This is a genomic window from Yoonia litorea, assembly GCF_900114675.1.
GTDB lineage: Bacteria > Pseudomonadota > Alphaproteobacteria > Rhodobacterales > Rhodobacteraceae > Yoonia > Yoonia litorea.
In genome coordinates this window covers 849,461-871,657 of record NZ_FOZM01000001.1, presented here as the reverse complement: position 1 = coordinate 871,657, position 22,197 = coordinate 849,461, and the positions used below count along the sequence as shown (strand labels likewise).

The following is a 22,197-nucleotide window of genomic DNA, read 5'->3' as shown; positions in this document are numbered from 1 at the left end:
GCCTTTTGCGGCAGAGTTTACGACTTTGCCGGTTCGGTCTTGTTCATCACGGTTGCGATCGTGGACTTCACCACGCGAACTTTGACACCGTCTGCAATCTCGACTTCAACCTCATTGGCGTCGTCTTTGACTTTGACGATTTTGCCAACAACGCCGCCTTGCGTGATGATCTGATCGCCACGGCGCAGGGCCTCAAGCATTGCAGTATGCTCTTTCACTTTTTTCTGCTGCGGACGGATCAGCAGGAAATACATGATCACAAAGATCAAAAGGAGCATAATCAGGTCTTCAGGTCTCATTTCCCATCCCTTTTATAGGCGCAGCACAGCCGCTTATCGAAGTCGCGGCACATTATGTCCCGACCACTCGATTGGCAACCGCGATTGCCTTCTATTTCACGCTTGGTTTTCGATATGGGGTGCGGTCTGCGAGAAAGCAAACGACCTTTCAGATGACGGCAGGAAAGGACAGGCAAAATTGGCAGTTTCCTTGACTTGCGCAATCAGGCATATGACGCGCACTTCAATCAATCACCGAGGACGATACCATGCATGATATTCGCATTATCCGTGACAACCCGGCTGCATTTGATGCCGCCCTGTCTCGTCGTGGGATGTCGCCCGTATCCTCCAAGATCCTCGCCATCGACGAAGCGCGCCGCGCCAAAATCCTTGCCGCAGAGACCGCGCAGGCCGAGGCCAATAAAGCGGCCAAAGAGGTTGGCGCCGCAAAAGCACGTGGCGATGAGGAAGAATTCCAGCGCCTGCGCACGCTTATGGCTGACAAGAAAGCTGAAATCGCCGCCCTGAACGAGGAAGCAAAGGCAGAAGATGCCAAACTGAATGACCTCTTGATGGGTATCCCGAACCTGCCGGACGAAAGCATCCCCGACGGCGAGGACGAGGACGACAATGTTGAAATCCACCGCTGGGGCGAGCCGCGCACCTTCGACTTTCAACCCGTCGAACACTACGAGGTGCCAGCAATCCGCCCCGGCATGGATTTTGAAACAGCCGCCAAGCTCTCAGGCAGCCGTTTTGTTCTTCTTTCGGGCGCAGTGGCACGGCTCCATCGTGCCTTGGCGCAATTCATGCTTGATGTGCACGTCGAAGAACATGGACTAACCGAAACCATCACACCGGTGCTGGTCCGGGAAGACATGATGTATGGCACAGGACAATTGCCCAAATTCGGCGAGGACAGCTATCAGACCACAAACGGCTGGTGGCTGATCCCGACGGCAGAAGTGACTTTGACCAATATCGTCAACGGGATGACGATTGAGGAAAACTATCTGCCACGGCGCTATGTCGCGCACACCCAGTGTTTCCGGTCAGAGGCCGGCAGCGCGGGCCGCGACACATCCGGCATGCTGCGCCAGCACCAGTTTGAAAAAGTCGAAATGGTCAGCATCACGCGCCCAGAGGACAGCGCCGCGGAACATGACCGCATGACGCAACAGGCCCAAACGATCCTTGAGAAACTCGGCCTGCCCTACCGGACTGTCGTGCTTTGCACAGGCGATTTGGGTGCCGGAATGCGCAAGACCCACGATATCGAAGTCTGGCTACCCGGGCAGAATGCCTACCGCGAGATCAGTTCTGTTTCGATCGCAGGTGATTATCAGGCGCGGCGGATGAATGCCCGCTACAAACCGGCAGAGGGCGGCAAACCCCAGTTTGTCCACACGCTCAACGGTTCGGGCCTCGCCGTCGGCCGCACGTTGATCGCGGTCATCGAAAACGGTCAGCAAGCCGATGGCTCCGTTGATCTGCCAGAGGTCCTGCACCCCTACCTGCGCGGTGGCACGCGGATCACCGCAGAGGGTCAGCTCGTCTGATTACTCTTTTGGACCGAGGCGGGTTGCGCAATCCGCCTCGCCTCTTTCAAGGGTCTGGGTATTGGAACCAACTGCTGCAACGCGGCGTTTGCCCGATATGAAAAAATTAGCCGCCTATATCACACTCGTACTGACAGCGACCTTCGTGCTGTCTCCGCTTGTTGCAAATCCGTTCAGCGGATTTCGCGCCGATCAACTTCCTATCCCGCAAGTCGAACCGCCCGTTCAGCCTGCGGGCTATGCCTTTGCGATCTGGGGACTGATCTACACATGGCTTGCGGTTTCAGCACTTTACGGCGTTGTCAAACGACCGGAGGCCGCTGATTGGCACCGCGCGCGCTGGCCGTTGATTGTCAGCCTGGCTGTCGGCACGCCTTGGCTCGCGATAGCGAACAATAGCGCAGTTTGGGCCTCGATCACGATTTTCATCATGGCGGCAGGCGCAATCGTTGCACTTCTGCGGACGCCGGAACGCGACATCTGGCTGTTCCGCGTCCCCGTCGGAATTTACGCAGGCTGGCTGACAGCCGCCTCATTCGTGTCGCTTGGCAGCACTGCCGCTGGCTACGGCCTCATTACAGACCAGACAGGCTGGGCTTATCTTGGAATTGCCGGTGCGCTTTTGGTCGCCGCACCGGTGCAATGGTTCAGCAAGGCACCATCCTACGGTCTGACGGTCGTCTGGGCCTTGGTGGCAATCATCGTTGCCAACCAACTTGACCTCTGGACCGTATCAGCGATGGCTGCGGTCGGTATCGCGATCATGCTTGCGCTTGTCGCAATGCGTCGGCCTAGCGGTCTGTCGGCTTCTTCTTGAGATGCTTTGACAGACGCGAGGGTTGCGAAGACTTCTTGTCCTTGTACGGGTTCTTGTCGCCCTGATCACGCAGGTAGAGCCTGATCGGCGTACCGGGCATATCAAAATCAAGCCGTAAACCGTTGATCAGATAGCGTTTATAGCTGTCCGGGACCATATCGGGGAAAGATGTCATCACGACAAACGCCGGTGGTCGGGTCTTCACTTGCGTCATGTAGCGCATCTTGATCCGTCGCCCGCCTGGCGCCGGTGGCGGGTGCTGTTCCAGCATTCCCGTCAGCCAGCGGTTCAGGTTCGCCGTTGTCACACGCCGGTTCCAGACATCATGTGCACGCATGATCGCCTGCTGCAGACGATCCAGCCCTTTTCCGGTCTTGGCTGAGACTGTCACCAGCGGTGCACCACGCAGTTGCGGCAACAGACGCTCAAAGCTTTCTTTCAAATCGCGCAGTTTGTCCTGCTTGTCGTCTTCGGTGTCCCATTTGTTCACAGCAACGACGACGGCTCGCCCTTCGCGTTCGGCAAGATCAGCAATACGCAAATCCTGTTGCTCAAACGGGATTTCGACATCCAGCAAGACGACCACGACTTCTGCGAATTTGACGGCGCGCAAGCCATCAGACACGGAGAGCTTTTCGATCTTTTCTTGGACCTTCGCCTTTTTGCGCATCCCTGCGGTGTCAAAAATCCGCATTGGCACACCGCCCCAGTCCTGCTGGACCGAGATCGCGTCGCGCGTGATGCCAGCCTCGGGACCGGTTAAGAGGCGCTCTTCCCCGATGATCTTGTTGATCAGCGTCGATTTGCCAGCGTTCGGACGACCGACCACTGCAATCTGCAAGGGCCGCGCCTTCGTTGGAATACGCGCTGCATCTTCGTCATCATCTCCGACATCAACGTCTGTCTCAGGCAAGTCGGCTTCGGCCTGTTCGGCACGCGCCTCAGCGATTGGTGTCAGGGCGTTGTAAAGATCAAGCAGGCCTTCGCCATGTTCTGCCGACAAGCGGATCGGCTCGCCCAGACCCAGTGCATAGGCCTCCAGAATGGTGGCATCAGCCGCCTTTCCTTCGGCCTTGTTGGCCGCAAGGATCACATTGGCATTCTTCTTGCGCAGGATATCTGCAAAGACCTCATCGGCGGGCAAAAGTCCCGCGCGAGCGTCAATCATGAAAAGGCAAACGTCGGCCATTTCGACCGCGCGTTCGGTCAAACGACGCATCCGGCCCTGAAGGCTATCATCAGTGGCTTCTTCCAGACCCGCACTGTCGATCACGGTAAAGCGCAGGTCGGCAATCCGACCTTCGCCTTCACGCAAATCACGCGTCACGCCGGGCTGATCATCGACAAGCGCCAGCTTCTTGCCAACCAGACGGTTGAACAAGGTGGATTTGCCCACATTGGGGCGTCCCACGATGGCAAGGGTAAAGCTCATTTTCCGGCTCCTGACGCGTTAGACCCGCGCCGATACACCAATTTGTTGTCAACGAAAAGCGTGGAGTTGCCCGTCTTTGCTGACAACGTAAAGCGTCTGGTTTGCCACAACCGCTCCGGTCGCGGCGCCACCCGGAAGCGCGGTTTGTGCAACCAGCGCACCAGATGCCGGATCGAACGACCGGATCACACCATCGGACGACGTGACGATCAGACGGCCACCAGCCAGCACTGGCCCATAGTGCCCGAAAACCCTGTTTTGACGACGTGTGTCCTCAGGGTCCTCGAAGCGCGGCAAGGCCGTCCGCCAGATTGGCGCGCCGGTGCGTGCATCAAGCCGGACAAGCTCGTTGATATCATTGATCAGGTAGACCGCATTTCCGACCGGCCAGACAGGGCTGATCGCCCCCTCACCCGCAGTCCAGAGACGCTCTCCGCTTTGCAGATCAATCGCGACCGTCCGCCCGCCGAAATTGCCGATGTAGACGCGGTTACCGGAGATGACCGGATCGCCCGCAATATCGGTGATCAGACCGGCAGCACTGCCAAGCCGCTCACCGGCAACGAATGCGGACCAGCGCGGAATACCGCCAAGCGGATATGTGGCCTGCACTTCGCCGGACGGGAATGGAAAGACAACGTATTCACCTTGGGTCGCAGGCGCTGCACCGCCGCCGAAGTTGGCCACCGAAGGCGCGCCAGCCTGCTGCCAGGCGATCCGGCCATTGCTGCTCTCCAGCGCCCAGGCCGTGCTGTCTCTTGCAACAAGATAAACAAGATTGCCCCGCACAGTTGCTGGTGACATGGCTGGCGCATCAAGATCCTGCACCCAGCGTGTCTGACCACTGGCGGCATCAAGAGCGGTGATCTCGCCAAAGCCGGTTGTGACGTAAAGTGTGCCGTCAGCAAACGTCAGGCCGCCGCCAGAGGCGTCATCGTCAGTGTCGGTGCGTGGCGTCAGATCGCGCGTCCAGACGGGTGTGCCGTCCTGCGCAAAGGCGGTGACGCGCGCCCGCGCATCAAGCGTGAAGATCAATCCACCAGCAACAACGGGATGGGCGGTGATACGCGCTCGGTCACTGTCACCCTCACCGACATTTGCCACGAAAACCGGTGTGAGGTCCGCACCCAGTGCGGGGTGTGTGATCGCGTGTGAAGGTGATCCGTTGCGGTGGGTCCATGTGCTGTTGACCCGCTGTGCAGGGAGCGAAACCGCCACCGCCTCGTTCAGCGTCGCTGTTTGGGGTCTGATATCGAACCGTTCGCCCGGCAGAATGAAGTCATCGTCACCACAGGCGGCCAGCACCATCAGGCTGCACACTCCGGCAAGAAGGCTTTTGATGGTCACGGCGGGCACTTCCTATCCGATTACTGGTTCACAAGTTCAGGCAGTGGTTCGCCCAGCGCTACCATGAGGCTCTGAACCCGCTCGCGCAAGCCGCGCGTTGCACCAGCATCTTCAACAATCTGGCGCAAAAGCTCCATCGCCTCGTCCTGATTTCCTTCGGCGAGCGCCAGATAAGCGCGCTGTTCGCGTGCCAAAAGGCTAAACGGACGGCCCGGGGCGGCAAGCGTGTCGAGCGCGGCCTTACGCGCGTCCAGATCATCAGTTGGCAGCATGGCGGCTTTGAACGCTGCCAGATCGCGGTACATCTCAGGGGCTTCACCGTTGACAGCAAGTCTGTTCAAGGCATCGGCAGCCGCATCGTAGTTGCCCGCCTCTTCCAAAGTGGCGGCCTGCAACAGAAGGGTCACAGCTGCTGATGATCCATCACTGCTGATACCTGCCATGGCATCTGCGCGCGCTGCTGGATCATTCACCTCCAGCGCAGCCAAAAGCGCATCGCCTGTGGCTTGCGCTGCTGCACGTTCCTGCGCCGCGCGGTATTCGACAAAAGCGGCCCCGCCCACAAGCAACAAGACTGCGGCAATGGCGATCCAACCGTAGCGACGCAGATAGCCGTAGAGCTTTTCGCGGCGAACCTCTTCGTTGACTTCATTGATAAAGCTGTCGGTCTCGCTCACCGGTCGTCCTCCTCAGGTGCAGGATCATTGTCCTTGCGCGTACATATCGTGAAGCCAACGCGATGAACAAGAGCAGAGCAGCCTTCCCGCCAGTCTTGATCACAGGTTCGCGCAGAATTGTTCGCTTGCCCGATGGTAAAACGCTGCGTAAACTAAACCGAATAGTTCAGATTGCGCAGCGACACTCTTTTTCGGAGGCGCTGCAAAGTTACACCCTCTTTGATGCTGATGGATCGGCACGCCTTAAGGATCACAACATGAGATTGATTCCCCTGCTGACAGCCGTTCTCGTTTCGGCCGCACTCTATCTTATGGTGTTCGAGCGTGATCGGGTCATGGGCTTTGCGCAAGGCAACCCCCAACCCGCTGACATGACTGACGCGCAAATCTCCGAGCCTGAGGTCGTGCCCGTCAGTGATGCCGTCGCGGTTGTCGCGATGAACTCCACAGCACAAACCATTGATAGCGCAGTGATCCTGCGCGGCGAAACCGAGGCGGCGCGTCAAGTGACCGTCGCGGCACAGACCTCTGGTCTTGTGATTTCGGATCCGTTGCGGAAAGGCACATCCGTCAGTGAAGGCGACACGCTCTGCCAGCTTGATCCGGGTATTCGTGAAGCATCGCTGGCCGAAGCGCGCGCGCGTCTGGCCGAAGCACAGGGTCGCGTCCCCGAAGCGCAGGCCGGCGTGATCGAAGCCGAAGCACGGGTGCGCGAGGCGGAAATCAATCTCAACGCGGCACAAAGACTGTCACAGGATGGCTTTGCCTCAGAGACCCGTCTGGTGAGCGCCCAAGCCGCGATGGAGGCTGCGACCGCCGGGCTGAGACGGGCAAGTTCCGCCGTGGCCTCGGCAGAAGCAGGGATTGAATCAGCCTCTGCTGCCGTTGCCTTTGCTGAACGGGAAATTGACAATCTGACGATCACGGCACCGTTTTCCGGCCTGCTTGAGACGGACACAGCCGAATTGGGCAGCCTGATGCAGACCGGCACCCCTTGTGGTACGATTATTGATCTGTCCCAGATCAAGCTGGTCGGCTTTGTGCCCGAAACCGAAGTGGCGCAAGTTTCAGTCGGTGCGATGGCGGGTGCACGCCTTGCCAGCGGGCAAGAGGTGCGCGGTCAGGTCACGTTCCTGTCTCGCAGTGCAGATGAGCTTACCCGCACCTTTCGGGTCGAGGTGACTGTTCCCAACAGCGATCTTGTGATCAGTGACGGGCAAACGGCAGAAATTCTCATTGCAGCGGCAGGGCGCACGGCGCATCTGATCCCTGCTTCAGCGCTCACACTCAACGATGAAGGGACACTCGGCGTCAGGATTGTTGCAGACGGCAACGTGGCGCAATTTATGTCCGTCACATTGCTGCGCGACACGTCTCAGGGTGTCTGGGTCACTGACTTGCCCGATCCGGTGGCCATTATCACGGTCGGGCAGGAATTCGTAACCGACGGTGTGCCGGTCAGGCCCACATTTGCGGAGGCCGAAGGATGACAGGCATTGTCGATTGGGCCGCCGCCCGTGCGCGGATGGTGCTTGCTTTTATCTTTCTGTCTTTGATCGCAGGCGGATCGGCCTACATCGGGCTGCCGAAAGAAGGCGAGCCTGACATCGAGATCCCCGCCGTCTTCGTCTCGGTCCCCTTCCCAGGCATATCGGCAGAGGATTCAGAATCGCTACTGGTGAAACCGATGGAGGCAGAGCTTGCCGACCTCGACGGGCTCGACACGATGTCCTCCACCGCTGCCGAAGGCTTTGCCATTGTCGTATTGGAATTCGACTTCGGCTGGAACAAGACCCAAGTGCTCGCTGATGTGCGCGCAGCCATGAACCGTGCCGAAGCGCGATTTCCAAGCGGCGCAGACAGCTACACGATCGACGAATTCAACTTCTCGGAATTTCCAATTGTCATCGTCAACCTGACAGGCCAAGTGCCCGAACGGACGCTTCTGCAAGTGGCCAAACGTCTGCAAGAGCGCATCGAAGGTCTTGATGCCGTGTTGGAGGCCGGTCTGGCCGGACAGCGTGACGAAATGGTCGAAGTCATCATCGACCCCCTCAGGCTGGAAGCCTACAACGTGACGGCTGGCGAATTGATCGGGGTCGTGACCAACAACAACCTGCTTGTTGCGGCGGGTGAAATCGAAACCGATCAGGGCAGTTTCGCTGTCAAGATTCCGTCGTCATTCGACGAACCGCAAGACATCTATAATCTGCCGGTCAAGACCAACGGCGACCGTGTGATCACCCTTGGCGATCTTGCCGAAATCCGCCTGACATTCGAAGACCGCATCGGCACTGCCCGCTTTAACGGTGTCAACACGGTCGCGCTACAGGTGGTCAAACGCAAAGGCTTCAACCTGATCGACACAACCGCACTGGTCAAAGATATCGTCGAAGAAGAGCGGCTCAGCTGGTCGCCTGAATTGCAACAGGCGATCGAGGTTGGCACCTCCAACGACCAGTCGCGCAACGTGGCCTCAATGGTCAGCCAGTTGGAAGGGTCCGTGCTGACAGCCATTGCATTGGTCATGATCGTCGTTCTGGCAGCTCTGGGCACGCGACCCGCCTTGTTGGTTGGCTTCGCGATCCCGACCTCGTTTCTTTTGTGCTTTGCGCTTCTGGCCGTGATGGAAGTCACGATTTCTAACATCGTGATGTTTGGTCTGATTCTTGCCGTGGGGATGCTCGTCGACGGGGCGATTGTCGTGGTCGAATACGCCGACAAACGCATCCGCGAGGGCACAGGCCCGATGCATGCCTATGTCGAAGCAGCCAAGCGCATGTTCTGGCCGATCATCTCGTCTACAGCGACGACGCTATGCGCCTTCCTTCCTATGCTGTTCTGGCCGGGTGTGCCGGGGCAGTTCATGGGGATGCTGCCGGTAACACTGATCTTTGTGCTGTCAGCATCGCTGGTCGTGGCACTGATTTACCTGCCTGTCATGGGCGGTGTGACCGGCCGGCTAAGCCGCGCCTTTGGTGGGGCGTCTGACTGGCTGAAAGCACGTTTGCCATGGGTCGTCAGAGCCCTTCTGGTTTTTCCGGCCATTATGGTGGTCTTCACCGGCGCAATGCTGACCCTCAATCCTGGCTACCTGAGCGGAAACGCCGTCCAAAGCGCTGGTTTGGCCGACAGCTTGCCCGGCATGGCCCTGTTTCTGGCTGGCGCTTTCATTCTCTCGATCACAATGGGTGCGGCAAAGATCGAGCGGGCGCCCAAAACCATCAAGGCAGGTTACCGGCGGACAGCTTTCGGACACGTCATGGCTTTCATCACCGGTAATCCGATCATGCCATTGGTGACAGTCGCCGCGGTTGGTTTCACCGTCATTTCCATCTTCGGCTACTACGGGGCCAACAACAACGGCACGGAATTCTTTGTGGAATCCGAGCCCGAGCAGGCCATCGTCTTTGTCCGCGCGCGCGGCAACCTTTCTCTGGCTGAAAAAGATGCGCTCGTCAGACAGGCCGAAGACGTGGTTCTGGCCCATCCCGGTGTCATCACGGCATTCTCTTTTGCCGGTGACGGTGGTTTGAATACCGACGCAAGCGGTGCAGGCACACCGCCAGACAGCATCGGACAAGTGCAGCTTGAAACGATCCCATGGGAAGACCGCGCAGGCATTGCAGAACTCGACGGTGATATTGTTCTTCAGGAGCTGCAGGACGCGCTCAGCCAGATCCCCGGCATAGAGACGGAAATCCTCGCCCAATCACGCGGGCCGGCGTCGGGCAAACCCGTGCACCTGCGACTGCGCGGGGACAACTGGGAAGACCTCACCGCTGCCGCCCTGCGGGTCCGCAACCAGTTCGAGACAACGCCGGGATTGATCACCATCGAGGACAGCCTGCCGCTGCCCGGGATCGACTGGCAGATCAACGTCGATGTCGAAAAGGCGGGTCGGTATGGCGCAGATGTCGCCACGGTTGGCGGCATGGTGCAAATGGTCACGCGCGGCATTCTCCTTGATACCATGCGGGTCGACACATCCGACGAGGAAATCGAAATCCGAGTCCGCCTGCCAGAAGAGGACCGCGTCCTATCGACATTGGACACCTTGAAAGTGCGCACCAATCAGGGGCTGGTGCCACTTTCTAACTTCATCACACGCACGCCCGTCGCGAAACTTGCGCAAATCGACCGTGTCGATCAACGCCGCTTTTTCGATGTAAAGGCTGATGTGGCCGCAGGTCTGACCAGACTGACAGCAGACGGCCAGCCACTCGCCGTCGTTCGCATCACGGACGAAGAGGCAAGCGGCATGGACCGCTATGCCGTCGAAACCCTTGAGGGCGAAACCAGATTTGAAGACTTGGCCGCACGCGTTTCCGTCGGAGACGTCAGTGAAACCCCAGTCAATCCGAACGAACGCATTGCAGCGCTGACAACCTGGCTGGAGACAGACCCCCTGCCTGCATCAATTGCATGGGAATGGACAGGCGATCAGGAAGAACAGGCTGAATCGGCGGCCTTCCTGCAGGTAGCATTCTCCGGCGCGCTGGGTCTGATGTTCATCATCCTCTTGGCGCAGTTCAACAGCATCTACAATTCTGTGCTTGTTCTGATGGCCGTCGTCATGTCCACGGCAGGCACCCTTGTCGGCATGCTGGTCATGGACCAGCCATTCTCGATCATCATGACCGGCACCGGGATCGTCGCGCTGGCAGGGATCGTTGTGAACAACAACATCATTCTGATCGACACCTATCAGGAATACAGCCGCTACATGCCAAGGATCGAGGCGATCATCAGAACGGCCGAGGCCCGCATCCGCCCCGTTTTGCTGACGACCATCACGACAATGGCAGGCCTTGCGCCGATGATGTTCGGGTTGAGCCTTGATTTCATGAACGGCGGCTATTCCATCGACAGTCCGACTGCCCTTTGGTGGAAGCAGCTTGCAACTGCCGTTGTCTTCGGCCTCGGGATCGCAACGATGCTGACGCTCGTCTTTACGCCCTCGATGCTGGCGGTCAGGGTCTGGATCGTTACTTACGCGCATTGGATTGCGCGCCTGCCTTTGGGCCGCAGCAGCCGCGCGGCACATGATTGGGCGCTGCGCAGGCAGGCCAAACGGATCAAGGCACCTGAGCTCATCTGGCACGAAGACGATGACGCTGCATCAAAACCGCTGGTCTTTAAGCCGGGCGTGCAGGCGGCCGAGTAAGCGCCGCCCACAAGCCCCGGTTCTCGACTTTCAACCAGCCGCCCCATGTTGAGATAGAGTGATCCAACAAGAAAGGCGCGGCGATGCAGTTTTTTCCAGATGACCTGACAGAGCTCTGGCAGGCGGCCTTTGGGGGCATCCTTGCCTATGTCGCAATCATCTTCGCTGTTAGACTGATGGGGTTGCGCAGCTTTGCCAAAATGGCGCCGCATGACTTCGCGGTAACAGTCGCAATCGGCTCTGTTCTGGCCGGTGCCGCGATGGCGAATTCCACACCCCTGTCTGTGCCACTGATGGCGATTGCTGTGCTTTTCACCTTGCAATGGATAGCGACGCGGCTCGCCGCGCGACATGATTCTGTGCAGTCAACAATCAGCAACACGCCGCTGTTGCTGATGGACGGTCCGCAAATCCTGCATGACAACCTGTCCGCCGCTCATGTCAGCGAGGCTGATCTGATCGCGAAATTGCGCGAGGCAAATGTGCTGCACTACGATCAGGTTGTGGCCGTGGTGATGGAAGCAACGGGCGATATCTCTGTGCTGCATCGCGCGTCAGACACAGACTTCGATGACCGAATGCTGAGCCACGTATCCAGACACTCCTAGGCAGGCTCTTCTTCTGATTGCTGGCGGTTCCAAAGATGCGCGTAGCGGCCATTGGCTTCGAGCAACTCCTCGTGTTTGCCTTCCTCAACGATATGGCCGTTTTCAAGAACCACGATCCGGTCTGCATCTGCAATCGTCGACAGACGGTGCGCGATTGTGATCACCGTGCGCCCCTCGCCCATCGCTTTCAGCTCGGCCTGAATCTCCATCTCGGTATCGGTGTCCAGCGCGGAGGTTGCCTCATCCAACAACAAGATCGGCGGGTTCTTCAAAAGCGTTCTGGCAATGCCAACACGCTGCTTCTCACCACCTGAGAGCTTGAGCCCGCGTTCACCAACGGTCGTGTCGTAGCCCTCGGGGAGAGCGGAGATGAAATCGTGAATTTTCGCCGCTTTGGCTGCACTGATGATCTCTTCCTCGGATGCGCCCGGGCGTCCATAGGCGATATTGTAGCGCACTGTATCGTTAAAAAGGACAGTGTCCTGCGGCACAACGCCGATTTCGGCATGAAGGCTGTCTTGGGTGACATCCCTGACATCCTGACCGTCAATCAGCAAAGCCCCCTCACCCACGTCGTAGAACCGGAAAAGCAGCCGGCCGATTGTCGATTTGCCTGACCCTGAGGAGCCGACGATGGCCACTGTCTGTCCGGGTGCCACATCAAGGTCGATCCCCTTCAGGATCGGGCGTGCCGCCTCATAGCCGAACGAGACGTTCTTGAGGGTAACCCGCCCACCATCAACCTTCAGCGGTTTTGCATCAGGCTTGTCTTTCACCTCCGCAGGCTGACCCAGCAGATCGAACATATCGCCCATGTCGATCAGCGCCTGCCGGATTTCGCGATAGACCGTGCCCAAGAAGTTCAGAGGCATGGTGATCTGGATCATATAGGCGTTGACCATCACGAAGTCGCCCACAGTGAGGTCGCCACGCTGAACCCCGACAGCCGCCATGACCATGACCGCAACCAGACCACCTGTGATCAGCAAGGACTGGCCGAAATTGAGGAAGGCGAGCGAATAATTGGTCCGGATGGCCGCGTTTTCATATTGCGACATCGCCACATCGTAGCGGTCGGCCTCCCACTGCTCGGCACCAAAATACTTGACGGTTTCAAAGTTCAGCAGACTGTCGATGGCTTTCTGGTTTGCGTCCGTATCCTGATCGTTCATCTCTTTGCGGATGCGGACACGCCACTCTGTCACCTTGAACGTGAACCAGACGTAGAGCGCGATCGTCAGAACGACGACAGCCAGGTACCAGACATCAAAGAGGAAAAACAGGATCACCGAGATCATCAGCAACTCAAGAACGAGTGGTCCCATGCTGAAAAGCAGGAACCGCAACAAAAAGTCGACGCCCTTCACGCCGCGTTCGATAATCCGCGACAGACCACCGGTTTTGCGTGTGATGTGATAGCGCAGCGACAAACGATGGATATGGGTAAAGGTCTCAAGCGCGAGCTGCCGCAAGGCCCGCTGACCCACACGGGTGAAAACCACGTCGCGCAATTGCTGAAAGCCAACCGTCATCAGGCGCGCCATCCCGTAGGCCAAGGTCAGACCAACAGCGCCTAACCCCAGGATTGTCGCGGCTGCGGCACCCTCGGGGGCCAGCGCATCGACGGCTTGCTTGTAGAAAATCGGCGTGGTGACCGCGATCACCTTGGAGAGAAGCAGCACCAGAAGCGCGATCACCACACGGCGTTTGACCCATGGCTGACCTTCTGGCCAGAGATAGGGAATGACCTTTTGAATGACCCCCCAGCCTTGGATTTGGGCATCATTGAGATTGTTGTCGGTTTTGGCGAGGCGGCGCATGGGGTCTCCAGTCTGCGGCCTCCATAGATAGTGACCGGCGATCTCAATGACCAGTGTCAGGCAGGATTAATCAGAGAGTGCAGGAATTCGGAAGATCTGGCCGGGGTAGATGAGGTCGGGATCGCGGATCAGGTCACGGTTGGCCTCAAACACTTCGACATAAAGAATACCGTCGCCCCATGTCTCCTCGGCAATCGCCCAAAGGCTTGATCCTGGCTGAACGGTTCTGACCGCAACCTCGAACCCCTCTTGTGCAGTTTCCTCTGCCAGAACAGCGGCAACATCTTCGGGTTCTTCACGCTTGAACGGTGTTTCGACGCGCGAAACAACAGTGCCTTCTGCATCGACCTCATCGACGCGCAACGTATAGACCCCAGTGTCGATCTCTGGCAGGTCCAACTGCCACGATCCCTCGTTGTCGATCGGGGCGGCAGCCAGCGGTTGGTTGTCGAGATAGACCTGTACCGCGCCTTCGTCAGTGCTCGCGCGGCCAGAAAGCTGCACGTCGCCCTCCGGGTCGTAGGTGATCGCATCAAGGGCCACGTTATCGGTCTCTGCGGTCTGTTCCCCCTGCACGATCCGCACCCCGTCCTCGTCAGTCTGCAAGACCGTGGGCACAGGCGCGGTGTCCGTGGCAACCTCAGGCGCGTCCACCGCCTCTGCGGCTGGTGTTTCGTCAAGGCTCGGGGCGGTTTGTGCAATGACCGCCTCGTCTTGCGTGGCTGTGTCCGCGACGGCAGCAACATCGGCAAGATCTTCTTGCGGGATCGCGGGTTCTTCGACCGGTGTCAGATCTTCTTCGGCCACAATGAGCGGTGCCGCAATCGGTGCCACGATATAGCTTGTCAGTGACTCAATCGCAGCCCCTTCTGGATCAGCAATCAACGTCAGGCGGCGCGGGTCACTTGAAGGGCTGGCCAACGGCAAAGCCACGAATGATCCCGAACTGTCCGCCTCAACACGGTCGATGCGCGTGCCAGACAGCATGACATCGACGGTCTGTCCGGCCTCGGCCCGTCCCGCAATGACCATACTGCCGTCCGGGTCCACGCGGAACGTGTCAAACTCGGGCGCACGGGGGGCTGGCACGGCCGGCGATTCCGCGACGACTTCCGGACCTGGCTCTGCAGCTTCGGTGTTTTCCGGCGTGGTGTCAGCCGTTTCGGTTTCGCTCTCGGCTGGTTCAGGCGGAACGATCTCTTCAACGATGGGCGGTGTTGCTGTGCTGGCTGGCTGCGGCGCAATCGGCACCGTCTCAACAATTTCAGGTTCCGGTGCAGGTAAAAAGGCCAATGCCCCGATGATCAAAACGGCAGCAAAGCCACCGCCCAGGAGTAACGGGCTCACCCCTGATTTTACGTCGTCTGTCACACCTTGCCCCTATTGCAGCGCCCCCGATCGGGCCGTCCCCCACCGCATTTGGTTGAGGCACGTTAGCAACGCCGTTATGACCAGTAAAGCAACCAGAGGCGAAAGGGCCGTGATGACCGAAAATCTGAGATCGGTGTGTGTCTATTGTGGCTCACGTGACGGGCGCGATGAGGCCTATGCACAGGCTGCCGAGGACGTTGGCAAGATGCTGGCGGACAACGCCTGGCGTCTGGTTTACGGGGCCGGCGACGTCGGGTTGATGGGGCGCGTGGCCAATGCCGTCCAAGAGGCAGGCGGCGCAACCTTTGGCGTTATCCCCACGCATCTGATGGATTGGGAGGTCGGCAAGCGCGATCTGGACAGCTTCATCGTCACTGAGACAATGCATGAACGCAAAAAGGTGATGTTCATGAACGCAGACGCGGTTGTCGTCTTGCCTGGCGGTGCAGGGTCGCTTGACGAATTTTTTGAAGCCCTGACGTGGCGCCAGCTTAAGCTTCACGGTAAGCCGATCATCCTGCTGAATGTCGGCGGCTTCTGGAATCCGCTCGTTTCGCTTCTTGAGCACATCGTCGAGCGCGGATTTGCTGGCGATGATATTCTCAGTTTCGTGCAACTGGCCGCTGACGTCACTGAACTCGAAGCACTGCTTGGGTCAGCTTTCGCGCGATGACATAAGCGCGCTGTAGCGCGTCAGCGAAATATTTGACCCGCACGCAATCAGACCGACGTGGCGTCCTTTGAGCTCGTCTTTGAGGGGGCCTAGAACTGCGGCCAAAGACGCCGCACAGGCAGGCTCTGCGGTGATGCGCAGGACATTCTGATAAATGTCCATTGCCCGCAGCATCTCCTGATCTGAAATCAGAACGATCCGGTCCACATGTGCGCGCGCCACAGCATAGCTCAACGGCATCGCCAGCGGAGCGCCGAGGCTGTCGGCAATTGTATCCACTTTCTCGATTGCGACAGGTTCTCCTGCCGCAAAACTAGCCGACATACTATCTGCGCCGAAGGGTTCCACACCGATCACCTGCGCATCAGGGCGCAACTGCTTGATCGCGCAAGCCATACCACTGACAAGGCCGCCCCCGCCGATCGGCACGACAAATGTGTCGATGTCCGCGGCCTGCTCTGCATATTCTGCCCCGCAGGTCGCCGCGCCAAGGATCATATGTTCGGCCTCGAACGGGTGCATCAGCGCCCTGCCCGCGTCAGCGGCCTTGTTCATCGCGCCGAAAGCACCGGCCATGTCATCATGCAAAGTCACGGTCGCACCCAAGGCTTCACAGCCTGCGATCCGTGCCGGATCTGTGGCTTTGGGCATGCAGATTAAGGCATCTACGCCTGCCGCTTGCGCCGCCCACGATACGGCCAAAGCGTGATTGCCACCACTTGCCGCCACGACGCCCGCGGCACGGTCCGCATCGGACAAACGCGAAATTCCCAGATAGGCCCCGCGCGCCTTGAATGATCCTGCTTGCTGAAACAGCTCGAGCTTGAGGCTCATACTCGCGCAATCGGGAAGGATACCGTTCCAACGCGCCGACGAGAGCGGCAGGATAGGTGTTTCAATCACATGCGCTGCGATCTCCCGGCGGGCGCTTTCAATCTGTTTGATGTCCGGTCCGGTCATGCATCCCTCCAAAGCAAAGGCCCGCAGGAGGTGTCCCACGGGCCTTTGTGAATGTCCAGAAATCCGCGCGTTTACATGCGGCTTGCGACGTTTTCCCAGTTGACCAGATTGTCGAGGAAGTTGGTCAGATAAGCCGGGCGCTTGTTGCGGAAGTCGATGTAATAGGAGTGCTCCCATACATCGCAACCCAGCAGAGCGGTCTGACCGAAGCAGAGCGGGTTCACGCCGTTCTCGGTCTTGGTCACGGCCAAAGACCCGTCGCTGTTCTTCACCAGCCATGCCCAGCCCGAACCGAACTGGCCTGCACCTGCGGCGGAGAATTTTTCTTTGAAGTCGTCGACGGAGCCGAAGTTTTCAACCAGCGCTGATTCAAGCTCGCTTGGCATCTTGTTGTCGCCAGGCCCCATCATTTCCCAGAACTGGTTGTGGTTCCAGAGCTGGCTGATGTTGTTGAAGATCCCGTTTTGGGCAACTGCGTTCTTGTCGTAGGTGCCGACGATGATCTCTTCGAGGGATTTGCCTTCCCACTCTGTGCCTTCAATCGCCTTGTTGCCGTTTGTCACATAGGCGTTGTGGTGCAGGTCGTGGTGGTATTCGAGTGTTTCAGCCGACATGCCCTTCGAGGCAAGCGCGTCATGTGCGTAAGGAAGATCGGGAAGCGAGAAAGCCATAGTCAGACCTCATGTGGGTTGGTTACATTTACAGCGATAGATGTCACATGAGGCCGCAAGGTCAAGGGGCAGACAATGCGAACTGAGTGATGAGGCAACACTGAGTTTGGGTCTTTTGCTGATCAATCGACCAGAATTGCCACGCCACCGCCAAGGTCAGGACCGTCCAGGAACAATCGCATCCCGTTTCCGGTCAATCCTGTGATACTGCCTGAAAATGTGCCGCTGCTGTCCACGCCCTCAATCGCGCCAGTCATGGTGCCTTCGATGCCATCGCCGATTGATTCATTGTCTTGCGTGGTCGCACCAGAAAAGCTGAGACTGCCGGAAACTCTGGACCCTACGTCAGGAGAGGCGACAAAAGAGTTGTAGAGGACGAAGTTATCGGCGGTTCCGGACACGGCATCTGCACCGCTGACGAAATCAACAGTCATTGCGATGTTTCCGTAATAGTTCTTCGTGTCCAAAGAACTGGTCGATGACTGGGGAACGCCGATGTTGATCACACCATTATAGCGCGTCGATCCGCGAAGCGCGTTCACCGTCGTTTGTGGCGTTGCACTGTTGATATTTGGATCTGCACTCAATGCCGCAAAGTCACTTGCAAAGTCCGCAAGCGATGCGCCACCAGCACCGCCGCCGCCACTTCCCCCGCAGGCTGAAAGCACGAGTGCGCTGATGACGAGCAAGGATTGTTTGATCGGACGTGTGGAAAGCATGAGTGAATTCTCTCGATAAAATAGAAGCTTAACACATTCTTATCGGGAACACTTTGACCTTATTATGGCGCACTGAAGACCATGCTCATTTTAAATATGCTTTGCCCCCACGCAGTCCATTGCGCGCCACGCGCGCCCGAAAAGCGCCATTAAACCAAATGCCCCACGCGCCCAGCCTTGGCGCTGGCGGCAAGCAGGTTGAAAGTATACTCGGCCACCGAGCGGAAGCAGATCACTGCAAAGGTATCCTCGTCCACCATCCAGAAGGCGGCAGCCACCTGCCCCAGATGGGTCCGGCGGAAGTCGCCGACCCCAAAACTGTCAGGATGCAGATCCACCGGGGCCAGCTTCGCGATCACCTCGCGCCCGAACTCGCCTTCCACAAGAATCAGAGCGCGGGCGTCGGAGACATTCTCGGCCAGATAGTGTGTTCCGCTTAGTGCCTCGTCGATCTTGGCCACCGCCTCACCTGCCTGTTCGTAGGGCACAAGCACCAGCAATTCGTCAGGTGACATCCAGCAGAGGCCGGATTTGCCTTCGACCACAGCCTTGCCGCGTTCAGGCACAGCCAGACCTGTCACAGCCTTACAGGCAGACCGCAGTTTCTTGTCGGCCAGATCACCGCGCAGGATGATCATCCCTTGCAGGCCGCTATCGCGGACGGTCACTTCGCCAGCGGCAACCTTGCCGTTCAGGGCACTCACAGCATCAGACATTCTGCTTCTCCCCTTCCTTGTCGTAGAAGACAGGATCGACGATCTTTGCGGCAACCGTGCCGCCGTCGACCTTATTGAATTCGATCACCTCGCCCATGCGGTCAGGTCCGTGCAGGACCAGCCCCATGGCGATCCCGCGCTCCAGCGTTGGCGAGTAGTAAGTCGAGGTGACACGGCCTTGGGTATTGCGCTGCCCGTTGTCGTTGGTGCCTTCTGCGATCGCATAGGCCCCGTCAGGCAGGACAGACCCGTCGACAGTTTCCAGTCCCACCAGCTTCCAGCGGTTCGGGTCGGCCATATGGCTGCGTTCATGCGCGCGCTTGCCGAGGTAATCCTCTTTCTTCTTGGACAGCGCCCATTGCAGGTTCAGGTCCTGCGGAATAACCGTGCCATCGGTTTCATCACCGATCATGATAAAGCCCTTCTCGGCCCGCATGATGTGCAAAGCCTCAGTGCCGTAAGGCATGACGCCAAACTCTTCACCAGCCTCCATCAGCGCATCCCAGAAAGCGCGTCCCTGCCCCGCGGGCACGGCGACTTCGTAAGACAGTTCACCGGAGAACGAGATTCGGAAGACCCGCGCGTCAAAATCCCCGATCTTGCCTGTCGCCCATTGCATGAACGGCAGCGCCTCGGCAGAGAGGTCCATATCGCCGCCCAGCTTGCGCAGCACCTTGCGGGCATTGGGGCCGACGACGGCGACCTGTGCGTATTGCTCTGTCACATTGGCGACGTAGACTTTCCAGTCCCACCATTCGCACTGCAGCCAGTCTTCCATATGGCCGTGAATGCGCTCGGCACCGCCGGTGGTCGTGTGGCAGAGCCATGTGTCCTCTGACATCCGCGCAACCACGCCGTCGTCCATCAGAAAGCCGTTCTCGGTGCACATCAGACCGTAGCGGCATTTGCCAACCGCAAGGTTCGACATCATGTTGGTGTACATCATGTCGAGGAACTTGCCCGCGTCCGGCCCTTTGACAATCAGCTTGCCAAGGGTCGAAGCATCGAGCAGGCCAAGTTTCTCGCGCGCGTTCTTCACTTCCCGGTTGACCGCATCGTGGACGCTCTCGCCGCTGCGCACATAGGCGTAAGGACGGCGCCACTGGCCGACGGGTTCGTTGTCGGCACCATTGCCGTTGGACCAATCGGAAACAGGTGTCTTGCGGACAGGCTGGAACAACTCGTCCCGCGCGACACCCGTGATCGCACCCATGGAGATCGGCGTGTAAGGCGGGCGGAACGTGGTTGTGCCAACATTCGGGATATCAGCGTTAAGCGATTTAGAAAGGATCGCCAGACCATTGATATTACTGAGCTTCCCCTGATCGGTCGCCATGCCGAGCGTTGTGTAGCGTTTGGTATGTTCGACGCTTTCAAAGCCTTCGCGCGCGGCAAGCTGCACGTCTGACACCTTCACGTCGTTCTGGAAGTCGAGCCACGCTTTGGCGCGCAGCTCATACTTGGCCCCCTGCGGCATCAGCCAGACAGGTGACAATGGCCCCTCGACAGCGTCGACACCTTCGGGGGCCTGCGCGCCCTTCTTGGTGTGGCCGGCGGCTTTGGCGGCGGCACGGCCTGCAGCCCAACCGTCACTAACAACCTCTGCCGTGAACAGATGCCCGTTGGCAATACCTGCGGTTGTCACGAATGGCTGCCCTTTGTCACCTGTTGGCGCTTTCTCTGGATCGGGGCGGAACATGGCCTGTTCCGCGTCCCAAATCAGCTTGCCGCCACAATGGGACCAGAGATGCACAACAGGCGACCAGCCGCCGGACATAGCAACGCAGTCGCAGTCGATCTCTTCGACCACCCCGCCTTCACCTGCCTGATTGCAAAGCGCCACGCCGGTGACGCGCTTGCCGCCTTTGACCTTGGCAATGCCCTTGCCGAATGCAATGCGGATGCCCAATGCCTTGGCCTGATCAATCAGATCACCCTCGGCTGCGTCGCGCGCGTCAACGATCACCGGCACCTCAAGACCGGCCTCTTTGAGGACAATCGCTGTGCGGTAGGCGTCGTCGTTGTTGGTGACAACCACGGTGCGGTCACCGACGGAGACACCGTAGTTCACCACGTAATCACGCACGGCAGATGCCAGAAGAACGCCCGGCAAGTCATTGGCCGCGAACGACAATGGCCGCTCGATTGCACCTGTCGCTGTCACGATCTGCTTTGCACGCACACGCCAGAGACGGTGGCGCGGGCCTTCCTCGCTTGGGGCGTGATCAGTCAGCCGCTCATAGGCGAGCGCATAGCCGTGGTCATAGACACCCGCACCCATGCAGCGCAGACGCAGGTCCACGTTGGGCATCTCTTGCAGCAGAGCGACGGTCTGGTCGACCCACTTCTCGGCCTGCATCCCGTCGATCTGCGGCGTATCGACAACGGCACGACCACCCCAGTAGGCGGATTGCTCGACCAGCAGCACGCGGGCGCCACGTTCCCCTGCCGCCTTCGCAGCGGCGAGACCGGCGATTCCTCCACCGATAACAAGGACATCCACGGCGCAGTGAAAGTGCTCATAGGTATCGGCGTCACGGTCTTTCGGGGCCTTTCCCAGACCGGCAGATTTGCGGATGAAGGGTTCATAGACATGCTTCCAGAACGGACGTGGGAACATGAACATCTTGTAGTAGAACCCGGCAGGCAAGAACCGTGACAGATGGGTGTTGATGGCGCCCACGTCGAATTCAAGGCTTGGCCAGTGGTTCTGCGAAGTGGCCGACAGCCCCTCAAAAAGTTCTGTCGTTGTCACGCGCTGGTTGGGTTCAAACTTGCCGCCCTTGCCCAGATTCACCAGACCGTTCGGCTCTTCCGCGCCGGAGGCCACAACGCCACGCGGGCGGTGATATTTGAACGAACGCCCGACAAGCATCTGGTCATTGGCTAGCAAGGCAGAGGCGAGCGTGTCACCTTCATATCCACGCAAGTGCTTGCCATTAAACGAAAAAGAGACTGCTGCGCCGCGATTGATCAGGCGACCCTGTTTAGCCAGACGTGTGCTCATGACAAGTTCCCCCACGACCAGCCGGATCGTTTTTCGGAGATGATATCCTTGATTTCCTGCGGCGGCTCTGTCGTCTGGGCCGAGTACGTACCAAAGACCTCAAGCGTGTTGGTGCAGCGCGCCGCGAGGAACCACTTGCCGCAGCCGTAGACATGGCGCCAGCGCTCAAAATGCACCCCCTTGGGGTTCTCGCGGAGGAACAGATAATCCTCGAAATCATCATCTGTCGACCCCGGTCCCTCACGCTTGAGATGCGCTTCGCCACCGGCGTGCAGATCGGTTTCGTCGGCGTCGACGCCGCAATAGGGGCAATGCAGGATCAGCATGGGTAACCCTTTGAAATTTTGTGAAAAGTGCTGTGCACCGGGTGTG

The 22,197-nt window shown here is 58.6% G+C and carries 18 protein-coding genes; 6 read left to right on the top strand and 12 right to left on the bottom strand.

The window, feature by feature from the left end:
• Positions 1-17 precede the first annotated feature (17 nt).
• Entirely contained in the window at positions 18-299 is a 282-nt protein-coding gene (yajC, locus tag BM316_RS04555) for a preprotein translocase subunit YajC (protein WP_090204524.1), read from the bottom strand.
• 248 nt (positions 300-547) lie between these two features.
• Here yajC and serS point away from each other — a divergent pair, with 248 nt between their 5' ends.
• A complete protein-coding gene (gene serS, locus BM316_RS04550) occupies positions 548-1,840 on the top strand; it encodes a serine--tRNA ligase (RefSeq protein WP_090204522.1) in 1,293 nt (430 codons plus the stop codon).
• Between the two features lie 97 nt (positions 1,841-1,937).
• Complete coding sequence (locus tag BM316_RS04545; RefSeq protein ID WP_090204519.1) at positions 1,938-2,657, top strand: TspO-related membrane protein; 720 nt, start codon at positions 1,938-1,940, stop codon at positions 2,655-2,657.
• Here the strand turns inward: BM316_RS04545 and der are convergent.
• The 3 genes from der to BM316_RS04530 are packed head-to-tail and all read right to left on the bottom strand — an operon-like array spanning position 2,632 to position 6,113.
• Positions 2,632-4,089, bottom strand: a complete 1,458-nt coding sequence (gene der / locus BM316_RS04540; RefSeq protein ID WP_090204517.1) for a ribosome biogenesis GTPase Der — start codon at positions 4,087-4,089, stop codon at positions 2,632-2,634. The two genes, BM316_RS04545 and der, sit on opposite strands and share 26 nt — an antisense overlap.
• A gap of 48 nt (positions 4,090-4,137) precedes the next feature.
• A complete protein-coding gene (locus BM316_RS04535) occupies positions 4,138-5,436 on the bottom strand; it encodes a PQQ-like beta-propeller repeat protein (protein WP_242649748.1) in 1,299 nt (432 codons plus the stop codon).
• A 20-nt stretch (positions 5,437-5,456) separates the two neighbouring features.
• A complete protein-coding gene (locus BM316_RS04530) occupies positions 5,457-6,113 on the bottom strand; it encodes a tetratricopeptide repeat protein (protein ID WP_090204514.1) in 657 nt (218 codons plus the stop codon).
• A gap of 257 nt (positions 6,114-6,370) precedes the next feature.
• Here BM316_RS04530 and BM316_RS04525 point away from each other — a divergent pair, with 257 nt between their 5' ends.
• The 3 genes from BM316_RS04525 (at position 6,371) to BM316_RS04515 (ending at position 11,888) form a co-directional block, all read left to right on the top strand.
• On the top strand, positions 6,371-7,603 hold the full coding sequence (locus BM316_RS04525) for an efflux RND transporter periplasmic adaptor subunit (RefSeq protein ID WP_090207532.1): 1,233 nt from the start codon (positions 6,371-6,373) through the stop codon (positions 7,601-7,603).
• On the top strand, positions 7,600-11,280 hold the full coding sequence (locus BM316_RS04520; RefSeq protein ID WP_090204512.1) for an efflux RND transporter permease subunit: 3,681 nt from the start codon (positions 7,600-7,602) through the stop codon (positions 11,278-11,280). The genes BM316_RS04525 and BM316_RS04520 overlap by 4 nt, the downstream gene beginning before the upstream one ends.
• Positions 11,281-11,363: 83 nt before the next feature.
• Positions 11,364-11,888, top strand: coding sequence for a DUF421 domain-containing protein (locus BM316_RS04515; protein ID WP_090204509.1), 525 nt, complete (start codon positions 11,364-11,366; stop codon positions 11,886-11,888).
• Here BM316_RS04515 and BM316_RS04510 read toward each other — a convergent pair.
• Positions 11,885-13,708, bottom strand: a complete 1,824-nt coding sequence (locus BM316_RS04510) for an ABCB family ABC transporter ATP-binding protein/permease (RefSeq protein ID WP_090204507.1) — start codon at positions 13,706-13,708, stop codon at positions 11,885-11,887. The two genes, BM316_RS04515 and BM316_RS04510, sit on opposite strands and share 4 nt — an antisense overlap.
• Before the next feature lie 66 nt (positions 13,709-13,774).
• Positions 13,775-15,079 carry a LysM peptidoglycan-binding domain-containing protein gene (locus BM316_RS04505; RefSeq protein WP_090204504.1) on the bottom strand — a complete coding sequence of 435 codons (1,305 nt, stop codon included), beginning with the start codon at positions 15,077-15,079 and terminating at the stop codon, positions 13,775-13,777.
• A gap of 76 nt (positions 15,080-15,155) precedes the next feature.
• Here BM316_RS04505 and BM316_RS04500 point away from each other — a divergent pair, with 76 nt between their 5' ends.
• Positions 15,156-15,752 carry an LOG family protein gene (locus BM316_RS04500; protein ID WP_242649747.1) on the top strand — a complete coding sequence of 199 codons (597 nt, stop codon included), beginning with the start codon at positions 15,156-15,158 and terminating at the stop codon, positions 15,750-15,752.
• On the opposite strand, the gene BM316_RS04495 is transcribed toward BM316_RS04500, so the two are convergent.
• The 6 genes from BM316_RS04495 to BM316_RS04470 all read right to left on the bottom strand — a co-directional run bounded on the left by BM316_RS04495 (position 15,735) and on the right by BM316_RS04470 (position 22,151).
• Positions 15,735-16,712 carry a threonine ammonia-lyase gene (locus tag BM316_RS04495; protein ID WP_090204502.1) on the bottom strand — a complete coding sequence of 326 codons (978 nt, stop codon included), beginning with the start codon at positions 16,710-16,712 and terminating at the stop codon, positions 15,735-15,737. The genes BM316_RS04500 and BM316_RS04495 overlap by 18 nt on opposite strands.
• Positions 16,713-16,783: 71 nt before the next feature.
• A complete protein-coding gene (locus BM316_RS04490; RefSeq protein WP_090204499.1) occupies positions 16,784-17,383 on the bottom strand; it encodes a superoxide dismutase in 600 nt (199 codons plus the stop codon).
• Positions 17,384-17,505: 122 nt separating this feature from the next.
• Positions 17,506-18,102, bottom strand: coding sequence for a hypothetical protein (locus tag BM316_RS04485; protein ID WP_090204496.1), 597 nt, complete (start codon positions 18,100-18,102; stop codon positions 17,506-17,508).
• A gap of 149 nt (positions 18,103-18,251) precedes the next feature.
• A complete protein-coding gene (locus BM316_RS04480) occupies positions 18,252-18,818 on the bottom strand; it encodes a sarcosine oxidase subunit gamma (protein ID WP_090204494.1) in 567 nt (188 codons plus the stop codon).
• A complete protein-coding gene (locus BM316_RS04475; protein WP_090204491.1) occupies positions 18,811-21,825 on the bottom strand; it encodes a sarcosine oxidase subunit alpha family protein in 3,015 nt (1,004 codons plus the stop codon). Before BM316_RS04475 ends, BM316_RS04480 begins: the two co-directional genes overlap by 8 nt.
• Positions 21,822-22,151, bottom strand: a complete 330-nt coding sequence (locus BM316_RS04470; RefSeq protein ID WP_090204488.1) for a sarcosine oxidase subunit delta — start codon at positions 22,149-22,151, stop codon at positions 21,822-21,824. Before BM316_RS04470 ends, BM316_RS04475 begins: the two co-directional genes overlap by 4 nt.
• Positions 22,152-22,197: the final 46 nt, after the last annotated feature.